The 16,798-nt window shown below is 72.5% G+C and carries 14 protein-coding genes and 1 pseudogene; 7 read left to right on the top strand and 8 right to left on the bottom strand.

All coding sequences use genetic code 11. From position 1 onward, the window contains the following. Nucleotides 1-190: 190 nt before the first annotated feature. Both LZ495_RS03340 and LZ495_RS03335 read left to right on the top strand, forming a co-directional pair. A complete protein-coding gene (locus tag LZ495_RS03340) occupies nt 191-703 on the top strand; it encodes a methylated-DNA--[protein]-cysteine S-methyltransferase (protein ID WP_235050484.1) in 513 nt (170 codons plus the stop codon). An 89-nt stretch (nt 704-792) separates the two neighbouring features. Next, nucleotides 793-1,350, top strand: a complete 558-nt coding sequence (locus LZ495_RS03335) for a DUF4291 family protein (RefSeq protein ID WP_235050299.1) — start codon at nt 793-795, stop codon at nt 1,348-1,350. Nucleotides 1,351-1,438: 88 nt separating this feature from the next. Here LZ495_RS03335 and LZ495_RS03330 read toward each other — a convergent pair whose 3' ends face one another. The 4 genes and pseudogenes from LZ495_RS03330 to msrB form a co-directional block, all read right to left on the bottom strand. Continuing rightward, nucleotides 1,439-2,287 carry a TIGR04222 domain-containing membrane protein gene (locus LZ495_RS03330; protein WP_235050298.1) on the bottom strand — a complete coding sequence of 283 codons (849 nt, stop codon included), beginning with the start codon at nt 2,285-2,287 and terminating at the stop codon, nt 1,439-1,441. 93 nt (nt 2,288-2,380) lie between these two features. Further along, nucleotides 2,381-3,774: pseudogene (locus LZ495_RS45420) on the bottom strand (MbnB/TglH/ChrH family RiPP precursor modification enzyme). Between the two features lie 32 nt (nt 3,775-3,806). Then, nucleotides 3,807-4,874 (bottom strand): TIGR04222 domain-containing membrane protein, encoded by a 1,068-nt coding sequence (locus LZ495_RS03315; RefSeq protein ID WP_235050296.1) that lies wholly within the window; start codon nt 4,872-4,874, stop codon nt 3,807-3,809. Nucleotides 4,875-4,989: 115 nt separating this feature from the next. Next, nucleotides 4,990-5,406: a peptide-methionine (R)-S-oxide reductase MsrB gene (gene msrB / locus LZ495_RS03310; protein ID WP_235050295.1), complete on the bottom strand. Its 417-nt coding sequence runs from the start codon at nt 5,404-5,406 to the stop codon at nt 4,990-4,992. A gap of 170 nt (nt 5,407-5,576) precedes the next feature. Between msrB and LZ495_RS03305 the strand changes: the two genes are divergently transcribed. Further along, nucleotides 5,577-7,097 (top strand): carboxylesterase/lipase family protein, encoded by a 1,521-nt coding sequence (locus tag LZ495_RS03305; protein WP_235050294.1) that lies wholly within the window; start codon nt 5,577-5,579, stop codon nt 7,095-7,097. Here the strand turns inward: LZ495_RS03305 and murC are convergent. The 3 genes from murC to LZ495_RS03290 form a co-directional block, all read right to left on the bottom strand. Further along, nucleotides 7,084-8,517, bottom strand: coding sequence for a UDP-N-acetylmuramate--L-alanine ligase (gene murC / locus LZ495_RS03300; RefSeq protein ID WP_268822194.1), 1,434 nt, complete (start codon nt 8,515-8,517; stop codon nt 7,084-7,086). The two genes, LZ495_RS03305 and murC, sit on opposite strands and share 14 nt — an antisense overlap. Nucleotides 8,518-8,633: 116 nt before the next feature. Then, complete coding sequence (locus LZ495_RS03295) at nt 8,634-9,107, bottom strand: type 1 periplasmic-binding domain-containing protein (protein ID WP_235050293.1); 474 nt, start codon at nt 9,105-9,107, stop codon at nt 8,634-8,636. A 241-nt stretch (nt 9,108-9,348) separates the two neighbouring features. Next, nucleotides 9,349-10,131 carry a pyrimidine reductase family protein gene (locus LZ495_RS03290; RefSeq protein ID WP_235050292.1) on the bottom strand — a complete coding sequence of 261 codons (783 nt, stop codon included), beginning with the start codon at nt 10,129-10,131 and terminating at the stop codon, nt 9,349-9,351. A 31-nt stretch (nt 10,132-10,162) separates the two neighbouring features. On the opposite strand from LZ495_RS03290, the gene zapE reads away from it, so the two are divergent. After that, a complete protein-coding gene (gene zapE / locus LZ495_RS03285; protein WP_235050291.1) occupies nt 10,163-11,254 on the top strand; it encodes a cell division protein ZapE in 1,092 nt (363 codons plus the stop codon). On the opposite strand, the gene LZ495_RS03280 is transcribed toward zapE, so the two are convergent. Further along, nucleotides 11,251-11,889, bottom strand: a complete 639-nt coding sequence (locus LZ495_RS03280; protein WP_235050290.1) for a phosphatase PAP2 family protein — start codon at nt 11,887-11,889, stop codon at nt 11,251-11,253. The genes zapE and LZ495_RS03280 overlap by 4 nt on opposite strands. 603 nt (nt 11,890-12,492) lie before the next feature. Here LZ495_RS03280 and LZ495_RS03275 point away from each other — a divergent pair. The 3 genes from LZ495_RS03275 (at nt 12,493) to LZ495_RS03265 (ending at nt 16,337) form a co-directional block, all read left to right on the top strand. Next, entirely contained in the window at nt 12,493-13,368 is an 876-nt protein-coding gene (locus LZ495_RS03275) for a PPK2 family polyphosphate kinase (RefSeq protein WP_235050482.1), read from the top strand. A gap of 510 nt (nt 13,369-13,878) precedes the next feature. Further along, a complete protein-coding gene (locus LZ495_RS03270; protein WP_235050289.1) occupies nt 13,879-15,639 on the top strand; it encodes a cholesterol oxidase substrate-binding domain-containing protein in 1,761 nt (586 codons plus the stop codon). A 161-nt stretch (nt 15,640-15,800) separates the two neighbouring features. Continuing rightward, nucleotides 15,801-16,337: an SMI1/KNR4 family protein gene (locus LZ495_RS03265; RefSeq protein ID WP_235050288.1), complete on the top strand. Its 537-nt coding sequence runs from the start codon at nt 15,801-15,803 to the stop codon at nt 16,335-16,337. Nucleotides 16,338-16,798 lie beyond the last annotated feature (461 nt).

The raw sequence follows: 16,798 nt of genomic DNA, 5'->3' as shown, positions 1-16,798 counted from the left end.
CGAAAACCGCCGGTCCTCGGCCTTCCGGGAAGGCAGCATGGTGCGTACGGGTTGCGTGATGCGACCGCGCACACCGCGAACCCCCGCGAACCGCACAGGAAGGGCCGCCGCCATGAGCACCGACACCCTGGTCCAGGACGCACTGCCGCTGACCGTGGCCGGCACTGCCGCCGAATCCGGGTGGGAGCCGATGGAGTTCACCGCTCCGCAGGCCGGGCCGCCGCGCTACACCGTGGTCGGCTCGCCGGTCGGCGAACTGCTGCTGACCGGCGACGGCGAGGCGCTGACCGGGCTGTTCATGCTCCCGGACGCCAAGTACGTGCCGGAGATCGGCGCCGACTGGCGCCGCGACGACGCCCTGTTCGACACCGTCGCCGCCCAGCTGGACGAGTACTTCGCGGGCGAGCGCAGCGCGTTCGACCTGCGGCTCGCCCCGCGCGGCACCGACTTCCAGCGCTCGGTGTGGCGCGAGTTGACCACGATCCCGTACGGCCGGACCACGTCGTACGGCGCGATGGCCGCCTCGCTCGGCTCGCCGACCGCGTCGCGCGCGGTGGGCGCGGCGAACGGCCGCAACCCGATCTCGATCATCGTGCCCTGCCACCGCGTGATCGCCGCCAACGGGGCACTCACCGGCTACGCGGGCGGGCTGGACAAGAAGCAGCGGCTGCTCGGCCACGAGCGCGGCACGCAGCTGTTCTGACCTCGTACCGCTCTTCGCGGGGCCGTGCGGCCGCGCAGCCCCGCGAAAAGCGGTCGCCGCGCGGCCCGCGCTTTTGCCAGGGTGCGGGGATGCCCGCGATGCACGAGATACGCGCCGACTTCGGCGCCGACACGATCACCGTCTACCAGGCGTACCCGGCGGCCGTCGCCGACGCCGCCCTGGCCGCCGGGCAGTTCGCCGCACCCTTCTCGTTCCGCCGGATGACGTGGATCAAGCCGTCGTACCTGTGGCTGATGAAGCGCAGCAACTGGGGCCGCAAGCCCGGCCAGGAACGCATCCTCGCGGTCCGCATCACCCGCGCCGGCTGGGAGCAGGCCCTCGCGCTCGCGGTGCCGACCACCGGGGATCCGGGGGCGCTGGCCGCCGCGGACGTCCACGTGCAGTGGGACCCGGAACGCTCCCTGCGCGGCGCGGCCCTGAACCACTACAGCATCCAGATCGGCGTAGGGCGCCCCCGCATCAGGGAGTTCGCCGAGGACTGGACGACCGGCATCACCGACCTGACGGCCCGCACCCACCGCATCGCCGAACTCGTCCGCGCGGGCCGCGACGACCAGGCCAAGCGCCTGCTTCCGCCGGAACGCGTCTACCCGCTCCCGGAGGCGGTGGCCCGACGGCTGTCCTGACCCGCGGACTCTCGGCGAGGTCGTCGCCCGGCGCGCCTGCCGGGTCGGGCGCGGTCATCCCTGACCTCCAAGCGTTTTCCGTTGCCCCTCAGGGGCCGGAGCTGTCGTGGTGCGGGCCGCCGAACGACGACGTGTACTCGCCGCCGCAGCCGGACCGGCTGCCGCACGAGTCGTGGGAGCCGTTGCGGCGCAGCGCGTCGGCTTCGCGTGCGGTGGCCTGCCGGCCGCCGACTGTGAACCCACTGCCGGGCGGCAGCCCCTTCGGGCCGTGCAGGGCGACCTGCCCGGCCAAGCCGTACGGGCCGCCCGGGGCGAACCGCGGGTCGTCGGCCGCCAGGCGGAGCCGCGCACGGCCCGCAAGGGTGCGGCCCTGCAGGCTGTGCACGCCGTGCCAGAGCCCGGCCGACCCGGCAAGCCCGGCCACCGCGACGGCGAGTGCCACCGGCAACGGGAAGGCCATCAGCGGCACCACGAACGCACCTGCCGACAGGGCGAAGGCGCAGGCCGCGAGGTAGCGGACCGCGAGCCGCGGGCGGTACCCCGGCAGTACGGCCAGGCCGTCCGCGGCCAGGCGCATGCCGGTCTGCTCGACCGCTCGGGACTTCGCACCCCTGGTCCGGACCAAGGGCATCGGCACCGCGGTGTTGCGCCCGCCGGTCAGTGCGGCGGCGCGTACCGCGGCGGGCACCGGCGGCAGCTGCGCGGTGCCGGTGGGCACTGTCAGTTGACCATCGCGGGTGAGGTGGAGCTTGCCGGTGTCGACCAGGCCGACCAGCGCGGTGTAGGCCGTACGGCCCGGGCCGCCGGCCAGGAACGCGACCTCGTACAGGTCGAGTTCGCGGTCCGGGTCACCGCCGCGGGACGGCCCCGGGCCGCGCCGGGCGCGCGGCAGGAAGGCGGCGCCGACGGCGAGCAGGGCCGCCGTCGAGATCGTCACTGCGAGACTTGCCAAGAACATGGGCCCCCGCCCCCGTTCGTTCCGCTATCGGCTCGTGCGTCGGTGCGTCGGTGCGTCGGTGCGGCAGTGCGGTCAGTACGTGTCGTCGCTGTCGTCCCAGCCCGTGCTCCGGCGGCCCAGGGCGGCGCGGACGCGGGCCATGAAACCCGGCCGCGGCAAAGGGTGTTGCGGCGCCGGCGTGAGGGCTTCCTCGACCGACTGCGGCAGCGTTCCCTGGGCTCGCAGGTATTCCGTGAACGCTGCAGCGTCGGCGCGGCTGCCGCCTTCCGCGGGCTTGGGGTGGGTGCAGGCCCAGTCCATGAAGGCCCCCGGCCAGCGCTCGCCCAGGCCCTCCGCGAGTTCGGGGAGGGCGCGCAGGACGCCCTCGCGGCGCTTGGCGGCCAGGGCAATCGTCTGGATGCGGATGCGCTCGGCGTCGAACCCGGCGGGGACTGTGCCGCCGGCCACCAGTGCGGCGAGCAAGGCGGTCTGCTGCCGGGCGAGTTCGTCGCGGTCGGCGTCCGTGGCGGCGCTCTCGGAGCCCTCGGGGCCCTCGGGGCTCTCGGGGTTCCCCAAACTCTCGGTGTCCTCGGTGCCCTCGGTGGTCGTGGTGCCCGGGGGAGCGGTCATCGGGCGGCTCCGCTCTTCTGGGGTGCCCGGCTTTGGAGTGCGCGGTCCAAGATGCCGCGGATGGCCGCCAGTTCGCCTTCCAGCTCGTCGGCGGGCGGGAAGGCCGCGTCGCGCTCCAGGAGCACGCCGGGCGGAGAAGTGCGCTCGCACAGCATGCCCAGGATGTCGAGGACTTCGCCCGGCACCGGGTGCGCGTGCGTGTCGTGCCAGACGCCGTCGCGCATCATGCCGCCCGCGACGTGCACGTACGCCACCGCCTCCAGCGGCAGCGCGTCGAGCGCGGCGGCCACGTCGATGCCGTGGTTGACGCGCTCGGTGTGCAGATTGGCGACGTCGATCAGCAGCGAGACCCCGGTCGCCTCGACGAGTTCGGCCAGGAACTGGCCTTCGGTGAGCTCGTTGTCCGGCCAGGCGAACAGCGTCGCCGGGTTCTCCAGCGCGAGCGGTACCGGCAGGGCGTCCTGGGCGATCCGGATGTTCTCCGCGACCACCCGCAGCGTCTGCCGGGTGCGCGGGATCGGCAGCAGGTGCCCGGCCTCCATGCCGCCCGCCCGGACGAACGCCAGGTGCTCGCTCACCAGCGGCGCCTCCAGTGCAGTCGCCACCGTGGCGAGCCGGGCCAGCCGGGCCGGGTCCGGGCGTTCCGCGCCGCCGATGCCCAGCGAGACGCCGTGCGGGACGACGGCCGTGCCGCGGGCCCGCAGCACGCGCAGCGACTCGGGCAGGTGGTCGCGGTGGTCGGCGCACACGTTCTCGGCGATCACCTCGACGAAGTCGACGCCCGCGAGGCGCTCCACGGTCAGGTCGATCTCCGGCCGCCAGCCGATGCCGACCGCGCCGAACCCGCCTCCGCCCAGGGCGGCCGCGGTCGGGGGATTCGGGGTGGTGGTCACGAGCTGCTCCCGCAGGACGATCCGGACGACGAGGAACACGAGGACGAGGACGACGAACACGAGGACGAGGAGCACGACGACCCGGACGAGCACGAGGAACCGGACGACGCTCCCGCGCAGTTCCAGGACGAAGTCGGCCCCGAGCAACTGCCGCCCCGGACCCCGGTGTCGGCGCAGGACGCCGAGCCGCACCACGACGGGTTCGCGGCGCAGGAGCCGCCCGAACCGCCTGAGGAGTCCGAGCCGCTGTACGCGACCGCCGCGAACTCGGCGGCCGTGGCGTCCGCCGGCGCGTGCCGTCCGCGGCGGAAAATGTCGAGCAGTTCGGGGTCGGTGAGCCTGCTGATGCCGAACACCGCGACCTCACCCAGCCCGGTGCCGCCCGCGGCCGTGCCGCCCAGGGCCAGTCGCAGCCGCGGGTCGCGGCTGAACCGCATGACGTACGCAGCGCCGAGCGGCGTGAGCCGCCTGGTGCGCATCGACAGCCCGACGATCCGGGCGATCGCGAACACCAGGCCCCACAGGTGCGCGTTGACCACGAAGAACAGGAACGGGCCGATCTCGGGCAGCGTGCCCGGCACGAACAGCGTCACCACGCTGATGACCGCCGTGGCGGCCATCAGGCGCCGGGCCTGCCGGACCCCGGCCGTGCTGCCCGGCGGCCGGACCAGCCCGTATCCGGCGAGCCGGTCGCCGAGTGCCTGCACCTGCGCCGACCGGGCGCCGCGGTACCGCACCTCGTTGAGCGGTGCGGACCCGCCGGCCCGGGTGACCGGTTCGAGGACGCCCGCCGCCACCGGGTCGGCCGGGCCGCGGCCGGTCGCGGTGACCGTGCCGTCCCGGCCGATGTGCAGCGTGCCGGTGGCCCGCATGGCCAGGATCGCGACGTCCGCGGCGCGGGCCGGCCCGCCGGCCAGGAACGCCGCGAGATACAGGTCCAGGCGCTCGACCGGCGGGGTCGGGCCCGGACGCGTCACCCTGCCGCGGCGCGTCAGCACGACGGCGACGACCGCGGCGGACACCATCCACAGGAGGTACGCGACGAGTGCGGCGATCGGGTTCATAACCCGTATGTACCTGACCCGGACCCGCTTCGGACACGCCGGGGTGCAAATCGATGGGTTTCCCTCGCACCGGGACGTTCACCCCGTCCGCGTCCCGGTGCGCCGCGGCGTGCGGTCAGGCGTCCTCGGCCGGTTCGAGAGTCAGGCTGATGGAGTTGATGCAGTAGCGCTGGTTGCGCGGCGTGTAGCCCTCGCCTTCGAACACATGGCCCAGGTGGGAGCCGCAGTTGCGGCACCGCACCTCGGTGCGGACCATGCCGTACGAGCGGTCCTCGCGCAGTTCCACGCGCTCCGGGTCGGCGTGGTCGAACGACGGCCAGCCGCAGTGCGAGTCGAACTTGTCCGCGGACCGGAACAGCTCCGCATCGCACGCCCGGCAGCGGTACACGCCGACCGTCTTGGTGTCGGTGTACTCGCCGGTGAAGGCGCGCTCGGTGCCCGCCTCGCGCAGGACGTGGTACTCCTCCGGGGACAGCACGGTCAGCCACTCGTCGACCGTCTTGACCACGTTGTACTTCGGGGTGTCTGCCATACCCCTATCCAACACGCAGACCCGTGCGTACGTTCCGCACCCGTCCGCAGCGCCCGGGGCCCGGCGTTTTTCTGGCGAGATCCGTCAACGTCGCGGCGTCCGTTGCCTTCCCTGCCAGGCCTCCCGATGCTGGGGACGCCGGTGCAGTGGGCTTTCGAGGGGAGCGGCGCGTGGGCCAGATCGTGCGGACCGGGGCGGGGCAGGTCGAGGGGACGGCGAACGGCGCGGTGTCGGTGTTCCGCGGCATCCCGTACGCGGCACCCCCGGAAGGCGCCCGGCGCTTCGCCGCCCCGGAGCCGCCCGTGCCCTGGCAGGGCGTCCGGCCCGCGGACCGGTTCGGGCCGGTCCCGCCGCAGGCCGGCATGGTCCCCGGCACGCCGCCGCCTTGGCAGGCCGCGGACGGCCTCGACTGCCTGTCGGTGAACGTCTGGACCCCGGACCCGGGCGCGGCGGGCCTGCCGGTCATGGTGTGGATCTACGGCGGCGCGTGGCGCTTCGGCCGCGCCGGCGAGCCGATGTACGACGGCAGCAACCTGGCCCGCGCGGGCGTGGTGGTCGTCTCGTTCAACTACCGGGTGGGCTTCGAGGGGCTCGGGCACGTGCCCGGCATGCCGGAGAACCGGGCGCTGCTCGACCAGATCGCCGCGCTGCGCTGGGTGCGGGCGAACATCGCGGCGTTCGGCGGGGACCCGGACCGGGTCACGATCTTCGGCGAGTCGGCGGGCGGTTCCTCGGTCGCGCTGCTCATGGCCGCGGCCAAGCAGACCCGCGGGCTGTTCCACCGCGCGATCGCGCAGAGCGTGGCCGGGCAGCCGCTGCCCGTCGCCGACGCGGAGCGGGCCATGCGCCTGGTCGCCGAGGCCGCCGGAGTGCCGGCCACCGCCGACGGGCTGCGCTCGCTGAGCCCGGAGCGGCTGCTGGCCGTCCAGGACGCGCCGCTCGCCGCGATCGCCGCGCACCCGGAGGACTGGGCGTTCGGCGACACGGTCACCTGCTACGCCCCGGTGCTGGACGGCGATGTCGTGACCGGTACGCCGTGGTCGGTGCTGGCCCGCGGGGTGCGCCGCGACGTCGACCTCGTGGTCGGCTACACCACCGACGAATACCGGCTCTTCGCCGACCAGCTGGAGTCGCTGGGCAGCCTGTCCGCAGCGGTGGCCGCGGCCGCACTGGACGATGCGGCCGCCGGCGCCTACCGGCAGGCGTACCCGGGGCTCGACGACCGCGCCCTGGCCGTGGTGCTGCGCTCCGACGCGGTGTTCCGCATGCCGTCGACGTGGCTCGCCGAGGCGCACGCGTCGGCGGGCGGGCGCGCGTACCTGTACGAGTTCGCCTGGCCGAGCCCGGTCATGGACGGCGTGCTCGGCGCCTGCCACGCGATCGACGTGCCGTTCGTCTTCGGCAACGCCGACGGGGCGTTCGGCGCGATGCTGCTGGGTACCCCGCCGCCGCCCGCGTTCGGCGAGCTGTCCCGGCTGGTCCGCGAGGCCTGGACGGCCTTCGCGCACACCGGCGACCCGGGCTGGCCGGCGTTCACCCCGGCCGGCGCGAAGACGCGCATGTGGGACCTGCCGCTGCGGATCGAGAGCGACCCGCTGCGGGCCTCGCGGGCGATCTGGCGGACCGCGTCCGGACTCGAAACCGGACGCGGCACCGACAGCGAGGGCGGGACCGGGCTCAGCGCCGGTTGATCGCCTCGAGGATCTCCGGGCCGAGCAGCGTCACGTCGCCCGCGCCCATGGTCAGTACGAGGTCCTGCGGCCGGACCAGCTTGGCGACCGCCGCAGGCACCTCGGACCAGCTGTGCTCCATCCGCACCAGGCCGCCGTTGTCCAGCGCGCTGTGCGCCACGATGTGGCTGGTGATGCCCGGCTGCGGGTCTTCGCGGGCCGCGTAGATGTCCATGACCACCGCGATGTCGGCGGCCGCGAGCGCGCGGCCCATCTCGGTGCCCAGCTGCTGCGTACGGCTGAACAGGTGCGGCTGGAACACCGCGATCACGCGCCCGGTGCCGACCGCGCCGCGCGCCGTCTCCAGGTCCGCGGCGATCTCGGTGGGGTGGTGCGCGTACGAGTCGACGACCCGGACCCCGTCCGCCTCGCCCTTGAGCTGGAAGCGCCGCCGCACGCCCTGGTACTTGCCCAGCGCGCCGCCCATCTCGGCCGGGTCGATGCCGAGCGCGAGGCCGACCGCGAGGGCCATGACCGCGTTCGAGGCGTTGACGCGGCCGGGCACCGCGACGGTGAAGACGTGCTCGGCGCCGGCCTTGCCGCGCACCGTCACCTTGGCGGACAGGCCCTGCGGCTCGACCTTGACGATCTGCAGATCGGCGTCGGCGCTCTCGCCGACCGTGACCACGTTCAGCTCGGGCGCCGACTTCGCCAGCCGGGTGCGCAGCGTGCCCGCACCGGAGTCGTCCGCGGAGACCACCAGCGTGCCGCCCGGCACGATGCGGTGCGCGAAGATCTCGAACGAGTCGAGCACCTCGTCCAGCGAGGCGTAGTTGGCGTGGTGGTCCAGCTCCACGTTGAGGACGACCGCGACCTCGGGGGCGTACTTGTGGAAGCTGCGGTCGCTCTCGTCGGCCTCGGCCACGAAGATGTCGCCGTCGCCGTGGTGCGCGTTGCTGCCCGCCTCGTTGAGGTCGGCGCCGATCGCGAAGGACGGGTCCAGGCCCAGCGAGGTCAGGCTCACCGCGAGCATGCTCGTGGTGGTGGTCTTGCCGTGCGTGCCGGCCACCGCGACCGCGCGGCGGCCGTCCATGAGCCGGGCCAGCGCGTCGGCGCGGTGCACCACCGGGATGCCGCGCTCCTGCGCCGCGACCAGCTCGGGGTTGTCCGCCCGGATCGCGCTGGAGACCACCACACACGTCGCGTCCGCGGCCAGGTTCTCCGCGGCGTGCCCGACGTGCACCTGGCAGCCCAGGGCGCGCAGTGCGAGCAGTGCGGTGGAGTCCTTGGCGTCGCTGCCGGCCACCTTGGCGCCGCGGATCGCGAGGATCTTCGCGAGCCCCGACATGCCGGCCCCGCCGATGCCGATGAAGTGCGGGCTGCCCAGGTCGGCCTCGGGGGCGATCACGGGCTGGTCCGCGGGCGAGGCGGGGGATGCCATGCAGGCTCCTTCGAAAGGGTGTGCGGTGAAACGGGACGACCGGCCGGGTCACGCAGAGCCACGACCGCCCCGGACGATTCTGCACCACCGGCGGCGCCCCCGCCGGTGGCGCGCGGTCACTGCGTGTTGTGCGCGAACAGCTTGAGGACCGGGACGCCCACCTTGTGCCGGGCCCGCGAGGCCCAGTCGCGGTGGAAGAACTCCTCGATGAAGTGCGGGTCGGTGAGCACGATCACCTCGTCGGCGGAGTGCCGCTCGACCACGTCCTTGAGGATCTCCAGCGGGTCCTCGCCCGGCGCCGTCTCGCCGACCGCCTCGACGCCCCCCGCCTTCAGCGCCGCGACGCTGGCGTCCAGGGTGCGGCGGGTGACGTCGTCGCCCTCGGTGTCCGGGTCGCGCTCGACGTCGTCCGCGGCCTCCTCCAGATGGCCCAGCGCCACGTCGTCGAGGGCCCGGACCAGGCGGTGGTGGTCGGCCTTGCCGGGCAGGACCACGACGAACGAGGTCTCGACGTCCTCGTGCAGCGTCGTGACCAGGCGTACGTCCGCCTCGTCCATGACCTTCTCGATGAGCAGGACGATCGTGTACACGCGATGTCTCCCTCGGGTGCGCGGTGCCGTACCGCACCCACGATGCCACCCGGACCCCTGGTTGGTGCTGATTGCCGCCAGGCCGTGTCTGCCGGCTCTTGGTGCCCCTCGCGCGCCCTGGCACCGCACCTCGCTGCGTTGCAGGGCCTCGCGAGTACGACCGAGTACGAGCGTCGGCCCTGCGCCTTGCGATGCACGGCACCAGAACACGCGAGGGGCACCAAGATCCGTCAGACACGGCCTAACTGTCGATGTTGCGGACGTATCGGGCGAACAGGAATCCGTCGTCTTCCAGAAGCGTGTGCAACTCCATGCGCTGCGGCACCGCGGGGGCGGGCGCGTCGGTGATGCGGGTGGCGGGACCGCCGGCCATCAGCGGCCCGAGCGCCAGGCACAGTTCGTCCAGCCGGCCCGCGGCCAGGAGCTGGCCGAGCAGGTTGGGGCCGCCCTCGGTGAGGATGCGCGTCCAGCCGCGCTCGACCAGCGCGTCCACCGCGGCGCCCGGGTCGACGCCGGTGGATCCGGGCGGGCCGGCCACGATCACCTCGGCCGCCTTGCGGGCCGCGGCCAGCCGGTCCGGGTCGCAGTCGGGGCCGGTCAGGACGATCGTGGGCACGGCCGCGTCGGTGAACAGCGGCGCCGAGAAGTCCAGGTCCAGGCTGCGGGTGACGATGGCGATCACCGGTGCCGGGGGCCGCCCCGCGGCGATCCGGGCCGGCGCGTACGCGGGACGCACCTTGGCCGGCCGGTACCCCTCCTTGCGGACCGTCGACGCCCCGACCAGCACCACGTCGGCGAGTGCCCGCAGCACCCCGAAGATGCGCTTGTCGGCAGGGGAGGAAAGGCCCGCGGACAGGCCGTCGCCGGCCTGCGCGGCACCGTCGAGGCTGGCGACCATGTTGGCCCGCAGCCAGGGCCGGCCGGCCTCGATGACCTCCGCCGGGTACGCGTACAGGATGTCCAGATCGATCTCGGCCGGACTCTCCGCGACGGGCGCGGGGTCGGCGGGAAACAGACGTCGCATGCGGCCGAGTCTGGCACGCACCGTACGCTTGATGATCGTGCCCAACGTGTCCCCGGCGAGTCCGGACTCCGAGCCGGTCTCCCTCGCCTCGCGCCACCCGGTGGTCCCCGCCGACCGCATGGTGGCCGAAATGGTCCCGCCGCCCCGCTTCGACGGGGTCCGCTTCGCCACGTACATACCGGACCCGACGCAGCCCAGCCAGGCCGCCGCGGTCCAGCGCCTGGAGGAGTTCGCGGCCTCGCTCAACGCCGCGGACGGCAGCGCGGGCAAGGGCAAGCGCCGCTGGTTCGGCCGGGACAAGGCCGCGGCACCCGCGTACAGCGGCATCTACCTCGACGGCGGCTACGGCGTCGGCAAGACCCACCTGCTGGCCTCGCTGTGGCACGCGGTGCCCGGGCCGAAGTCGCTGTGCACGTTCGTGGAGCTGACCAACCTGGTCGGCGCGCTCGGCTTCCAGCAGACCGTCCAGGCGCTGTCCGGGCACCGGCTGCTGTGCATCGACGAATTCGAACTCGACGACCCGGGCGACACCGTCCTCGTCTCCACGCTGCTCGGCAAGCTGGTCGACGCGGGCGTCAAGCTCGCCGCCACCTCCAACACGCTGCCCGACAAGCTCGGCGAGGGCCGCTTCGCCGCGGTCGACTTCATGCGCGAGATCCAGGGCCTGTCCGCGCATTTCCAGTCGCTGCGCATCGACGGCGACGACTACCGCCACCGCGGCCTCCCCGAGGCCCCGGCGCCGGCGGCCGACGACGACGTGGTCACCAAGACCGCCCACGCCCCCGGCGTCACCGGCGGTGCCCTGGACGACTTCCCGGACCTCCTCGCCCACCTGGCGAGCGTGCACCCCAGCCGCTACGGCGCGCTGCTCGAAGGCGTGCACGCGGTGTTCTGGCGCGGCGTCGTCCCGGTCCACGACCAGTCGACCGCGCTGCGCCTGGTGGTCCTGGCGGACCGCATGTACGACCGGGAGATCCCGATCGTCGCCTCGGGCGTGCCGTTCGACGAGCTCTTCACCGAGGAGATGCTGCAGGGCGGCTACAAGAAGAAGTACCTGCGGGCCATATCGCGCCTGGTCGCGATGGCCCGGGACGGCGCCGAGCGGGTGCCGGCACCCCGCTAGTCGTACGGCTCCGCAGGGTCGGCGCCCCGCCACCGGAACACGGCAAGCGTCACGGCCAGGACCACCCCGCCCAGGATCCACCCGGCGACGACGTCCGAGAGGAAGTGCGCGCCGAGCAGCACGCGCGTGGCGCCCACCCCGATCGCGGACACGGCCGCCCCTGCATAGAGCCAGGGGCGGCCCCGGGCGGACAGGTGCGGCCGCAGGAGCACCACGAGCACGCCCACGGCGGCGGTCGCGGTCAGCACATGCCCGGACGGGAACGAACCGCCCGGCGCGGTCACCGCCATCCCCTCCGGGCGCGGCCGGTCGAACACCACTTTGGCCGACCCGCTCAGCCCGACCGCGACCAGCAGCGCGACCGCGGCCCACAGCACCTGCGGCAGCCGGCTGCGGCCGCCGCGCCGCCACCACAGCCACACGCAGACCGCGAGGACGACACCGCGGAACGCGAACGGATCCCACACCCAGTCGCTCAGGATCAGCAGCGTGCGCTCGCGCGCCGGGTCGGCCGCGACCCAGTGCCGGCAGTCCTCCGCGACGGCCGCATCGAGGCGTTCCAGCGGCCCCCACGCCGTCTCGACCAGCACGGTGAGCAGTACGACCACCGCGGCACCGGCGGCGGTGAGGATCACCGGCGCACGGGCGGGCCCGCATCGGCGGGCATCCGGCCCGTGCCCGGTGCGATGCCCGCGGGTGCCGGCGGTCTCGGTCCCTCTCGCCATCCTCGTCCCACCATCCTGTCCGCAGCCCCTCTCCGAACCGCTGCCCCGGCAAAGCCGATCGATGGGTCCGCGGCCGCGGAACCTGCGCCACCCCTTCGGCGCCGCCGACCTGCGCGACGGCCGCCGCTCGGGGAGGATCGTGGGCACGATCGCGATCCGACGGACCCGGTGGAGGGCTGACGCGTGGCCAAGAAGGCGGACAAGGCGGCGAAGGACGAGCTCGGGGGATCCGGCGGCGGGCAGCGCCTGCACGCGGTCCCGGACGCCGGCCCCGGCAACCCCAAGAAGCCCGGCAAGCACAAGAAGCACGCCGACATGGACAAGTCCGCCAAGTCCAGGTCAACCACCAAGTCCGCCGCCAAGTCCGCGAAGCACGGCAAGCCCGCCGGCAAGTCGCAGGGCGAGTCGGCCGGAAAGGCGCACGGAAAGGCGCACGGAAAGGCGCATGGCAAGGCACACGGCAAGGCGCACGGCAAGGAATCGTCCCCCAAGCCCGCCTCGCCGCTCCTCCGCGTGGTCCGCGGCACCGTCCCGCCCGCGCCCGCCCACGTCCCCTCTGTACGCGAAGTCCTGCGCCTGCACGGCGGCGCGGTCGACCTGGCGAGGGCCGATACCCGCGCCACGCCGCACGCCCCCGGCGGCAAGGAGGAAGCCGTCGCCGACATCGCCGCGATGGCCCCGCGCCTGGCCGAACTCCAGGAGAAGCTCTACGCCCAGGCCATGGCCGGCGGTTCGCGCAAGCGCGTCCTGCTCGTCCTGCAGGGCATGGACACGTCCGGAAAGGGCGGTGTGGTCAAGCACGTGATCGGGCAGTTCAACCCGTCCGGCTGCCACATCCACGCCTTCAAGTCGCCCACCAAGGAAGAGCTTTCGCATCCCTTCCTGTGGCGCGTCCGGCAGCAGGTCCCGGCGCCCGGCATGATCGGCATCTTCGACCGCTCGCACTACGAGGACGTCCTCATCGTGCGCGTCCGCGAGCTGGTCGCCCGCAACGTCTGGTCGCGCCGCTACGGAGCCATCAACAACTTCGAACAGGGCCTGCACGACGACGAGGTCACCGTCATCAAGGTGTTCCTGCACATCTCCTTCGACGAGCAGCGCGCCCGCCTGCTGGAGCGCCTAGACAACCCGGACAAGCACTGGAAGTTCAACCCCGGCGACATCGACGAACGCGCCGTCTGGCCCGCGTACCAGGAGGCCTACGAAGCCGCCCTCCAAAAGTGCAGCACCGACACCGCCCCCTGGTACGTCGTCCCCGCCGACCGCAAGTGGTACCGCAACTGGGCCATCAGCCGCCTCCTCCTCGAACACCTCGAAGAGCTCGACCCGCACTACCCCCAGGGCCACTTCGACGTCGCAGCCGAACGCAAGCGCCTCCTGGACACCTGATCGGCCCGTCGTACTGCACGGAAACCGCCGTCGCCCACCCGTGGCGACGGCGGTTTCCGCGTCCGGGTCCGGCGGCCCGCCGGCAACGCCGCACGGTCATCGGCCGACGACTTCGCAGGGCGAGAACCTGTTCCAATATTCGACTCAATTTCGACACGTGTCACCAGATTTGGTGAGGCGGCCCCGTTGACATGACCGGGGGCCGGATCCACCCTGGCGGTCCGGAGCGGGCGCATCCCGATATTCGCGGGAACGCCATGCCCCTCTGCACCGTGCGACACGTGCCATCAGCGGTTTCTTGATCCTTGTACGGCTCCGAACACCGCACCTGCACCGCACTCGTTCTGCACTCGTTCTGCACTTGTCCCGCAGGCGCCCCGCATCGCCGGGCGCAGCTCTTCGCGCACATCTGTTCCGCACCTCCCGCCCTTGCGCCGCGGGGCGGTCCGTCCTGCCGTCCAAACGGAACTCGATCTTGCACTTCCGTTTGCATGCCTGGGAAGGAACACCATGTCCGACGAGATCGGCACGACCGAGCAGAGCACAAGCACCGAAGACCCGGGCCGCCGTGCGGTCCTCGGCGGCCTGGCCGGGGCCGCCGCCCTGACCGCACTCCAGTGGACCCCCGCGTTCACCGTGGACAGCGCCGACGCGGCCGTTCCGCCCCCGCCCGGCCTGCCGCCCGGTCTGTCCGCGTACCTCCAGGCGTACCGCAACTGGTCCGGCGAGATCCGCGTCGACGACGTGTGGACGTGTGCCCCCGCCACGCCCGCCGACGTGGTCGCGCTCGCCAACTGGGCCAAGGCGCAAGGCTGGAAGCTGCGCGCCAAGGGCTACAGCCACAACTGGTCGCCGCTCATGATCCAGCCCGGCACGCCGACCAACGTCCTGCTCGTGGACACCACGCAGCACCTGACCGCGGTCACCGTCAACGCCGGTTCGCCGGCCAGCGTCACCGCGCAGACCGGCATCTCCATGCTCGCGCTGCTCACCGCGCTGGAGAACTCCGGCTACGGCGTGACCGCGACCCCCGCGCCCGGCGACCTGAGCCTCGGTGGTGTGCTGGCCATCGACGGGCACGGCACGGGCGTCCCGAAGACCGGCGAGACCCTGACCCCGGGCCACACCTGGGGCTCGATCAGCAACCTCGTCATCTCGCTGACCGCGGTGGTCTGGGACCCGGGCACCAGCCAGTACAAGCTGCGCACCTTCGCACGCAACGACCTGGCGATCGCCCCGCTGCTGGTCAACCTCGGCCGCTCCTTCGTCACCGAGGTGACGCTGCGGGTCGGCGCCAACAAGCGGCTGCGCTGCCAGAGTTGGTTCAACATCAACGTCGACGAGATGTTCGCACCGCCGGCCACCGCGGGGAGCAACGCGTTCGCGAACTTCGTCAACACCACCGGCCGGGTCGAGGCGATCTGGTTCCCGTTCACCCTGGTGCCGTGGCTCAAGGTGTGGTCGGTGTCGCCGTCCAAGCCCTGGTTCGCGAAGACCGTCAACGGGCCGTACAACTACCCGTTCTCCGACTTCCTGTCCGAGGACGCCGCGGACCTGCTCGGCCAGATCACCGCAGGCGCCGCCGGACTGACCCCGACCTTCTGCAACACCCAGATGGGCGTGGTGGGTTCGGGCCTCATCACGACCGGCACGTGGGACATCTGGGGCTGGTCCAAGAACCTCATGCTGTACGTGCGTCCCACCACGCTGCGGGTGACCGCCAACGGGTACGCGATCCTCACCAAGCGCGCCAACATCCAGCAGGTCGTCAACCAGTTCTACACGTACTACAAGAACGCCCTGGACGCGTACGCCTCCCAGGGCCGCTACCCGATGAACGGACCCCTGGAGATCCGCGTCACCGGCCTCGACAACCCCGCCGACGCGCAGTTCGCGGGCGCGGTGCACCCGACCCTGTCGGCGATCCGCAACCGCGCCGACCACCCGGAGTGGGACGTCGCGGTCTGGCTGGACATCCTGACGGTCCCCGGGACGCCGTACAGCCAGCAGTTCTTCCGCGAGACCGAGCAATGGATCTTCGCCAACTTCGCCGGCACGTACGCGCAGGTCCGCCCCGAGTGGTCCAAGGGCTGGGGCTACAGCGGCACGGCCGCGTGGGCCGACCCGACGATGCTGTCCACCACCGTCCCGAACGAGTACCGCACCGGCCTCCCGGCGGGGAACAACTGGGACAGCGCGGTGTCGCAGCTGAACCAGTACGACCCCCACAAGGTCTTCTCCAACGGATTCCTCAACAGCCTGTTGGTCTGAGCGGGGTGGGGGGCGGACTCGGCACCTCCTGCCGGGCCGCCCCTCTGGGGTTCGTGTCGGCCCGCCGTACGACAATGTGTCCCGACGACGGTCGGACGGGTCCGGTACAACTCTCATCACGACTGTGCCGACCGGCCACGACCTGCGCGAAGGATGGAGAAGTGAAGCCGAGGCTGTGGGAAGTTCTCGACCTCCCCGTTCGAGAGCCCGCCCCCACCGACTGGGCGCAGGTCGAAGCGTCCTTGGGGACCGCCCTGCCGGAGGACTACAAGCAGGTGGTGTCCCGCTACCGCGGACTGGTGGTCGGCGGGTTCATCCGGGTACTCCACCCCCACGGACGGCGCCAGGGAATGGACATCGTCGTCGAGGACGAGAGCAATCGCGCCTGGATCGAGTTCCTCCACGAAGAGGCGGAGTTCGGAGAGTACGAGCCGCCCCCTTACGCTGCCTTCCCACAGCCAGGCGGGATTCTCCGATGGGGCGTGACGATTGACGGCGACTATTGCCACTGGGTGACGAATCCGCACGGCCCGGATACGTGGCACGTCGTGGTCTCGGAGCACAAGGGAGACCAGTGGACGGAGTTCCCCGGGGGATTCGAGGACTTCCTCAGCGCGTTCTTCCTGGACAGGAGCAGGGTGACCTGCTTCCGACCCGACTGGCCGGCCACAGATAGCACAAGTTGCTTTCGGGAGTGAGTACGTGTCGATCGACCGGAGCGACGGGCCGCTGACCTTCACGCCGGCGAGGTGACCCGTATGTCCGACACCGTTGCCGAACTGAGCGGCATTCTCGGGTTGCCCCCGGTAGCCCCGGTACGGGAGTTCGACTGGGTGGGTGTCGAGCGGGGGCTCGGGGTCCGGCTCCCCGACGACTACAAGGCGATCAGCGCTGCGTTCCCCTGCCTGACGGTCGGGGACTACGTGCACCTCGTACCACCTGTATCGGCCGATCCGCGCGTCCATGGCCTTGCACAGGAGCAAGCCGTCTTCGCGAGTTGGCTGACCGAGATGATCGAGGACCCGTACGAGACGGAAGAGGTCCTCCACGGACCGCTCGCCGACGGCTACGGGCTTCTCGCGTGGGGCGGAACGGACGGGGGTGGCGGGGGAACGGCGAAACGCGGCCGAGGGCGCGCCGGGCCGCTGGCTTTGCGAAC

Origin of the sequence: Yinghuangia soli, from assembly GCF_021502675.1 — a bacterium.
Classification (GTDB): Bacteria; Actinomycetota; Actinomycetes; order Streptomycetales; family Streptomycetaceae; genus Yinghuangia; species Yinghuangia soli.
The sequence above is the reverse complement of the archived record's forward strand: the minus strand, read 5'-3'. Positions and strand labels throughout refer to the sequence as shown.

Bases quoted from the DNA above. Each gene is read 5' to 3' on its own strand.
- LZ495_RS03290 (WP_235050292.1), bottom strand. From the start codon at position 10,131: ATGCGACGTCTGTTTCCCGCCGACCCCGCGCCCGTCGCGGAGAGTCCG.
- zapE (WP_235050291.1), top strand. From the start codon at position 10,163: ATGATCGTGCCCAACGTGTCCCCGGCGAGTCCGGACTCCGAGCCGGTC.
- LZ495_RS03335 (WP_235050299.1), top strand. From the start codon at position 793: ATGCCCGCGATGCACGAGATACGCGCCGACTTCGGCGCCGACACGATC.
- murC (WP_268822194.1), bottom strand. From the start codon at position 8,517: ATGGCATCCCCCGCCTCGCCCGCGGACCAGCCCGTGATCGCCCCCGAG.
- LZ495_RS03270 (WP_235050289.1), top strand. From the start codon at position 13,879: ATGTCCGACGAGATCGGCACGACCGAGCAGAGCACAAGCACCGAAGAC.
- LZ495_RS03340 (WP_235050484.1), top strand. From the start codon at position 191: ATGGAGTTCACCGCTCCGCAGGCCGGGCCGCCGCGCTACACCGTGGTC.
- LZ495_RS03315 (WP_235050296.1), bottom strand. From the start codon at position 4,874: ATGAACCCGATCGCCGCACTCGTCGCGTACCTCCTGTGGATGGTGTCC.
- msrB (WP_235050295.1), bottom strand. From the start codon at position 5,406: ATGGCAGACACCCCGAAGTACAACGTGGTCAAGACGGTCGACGAGTGG.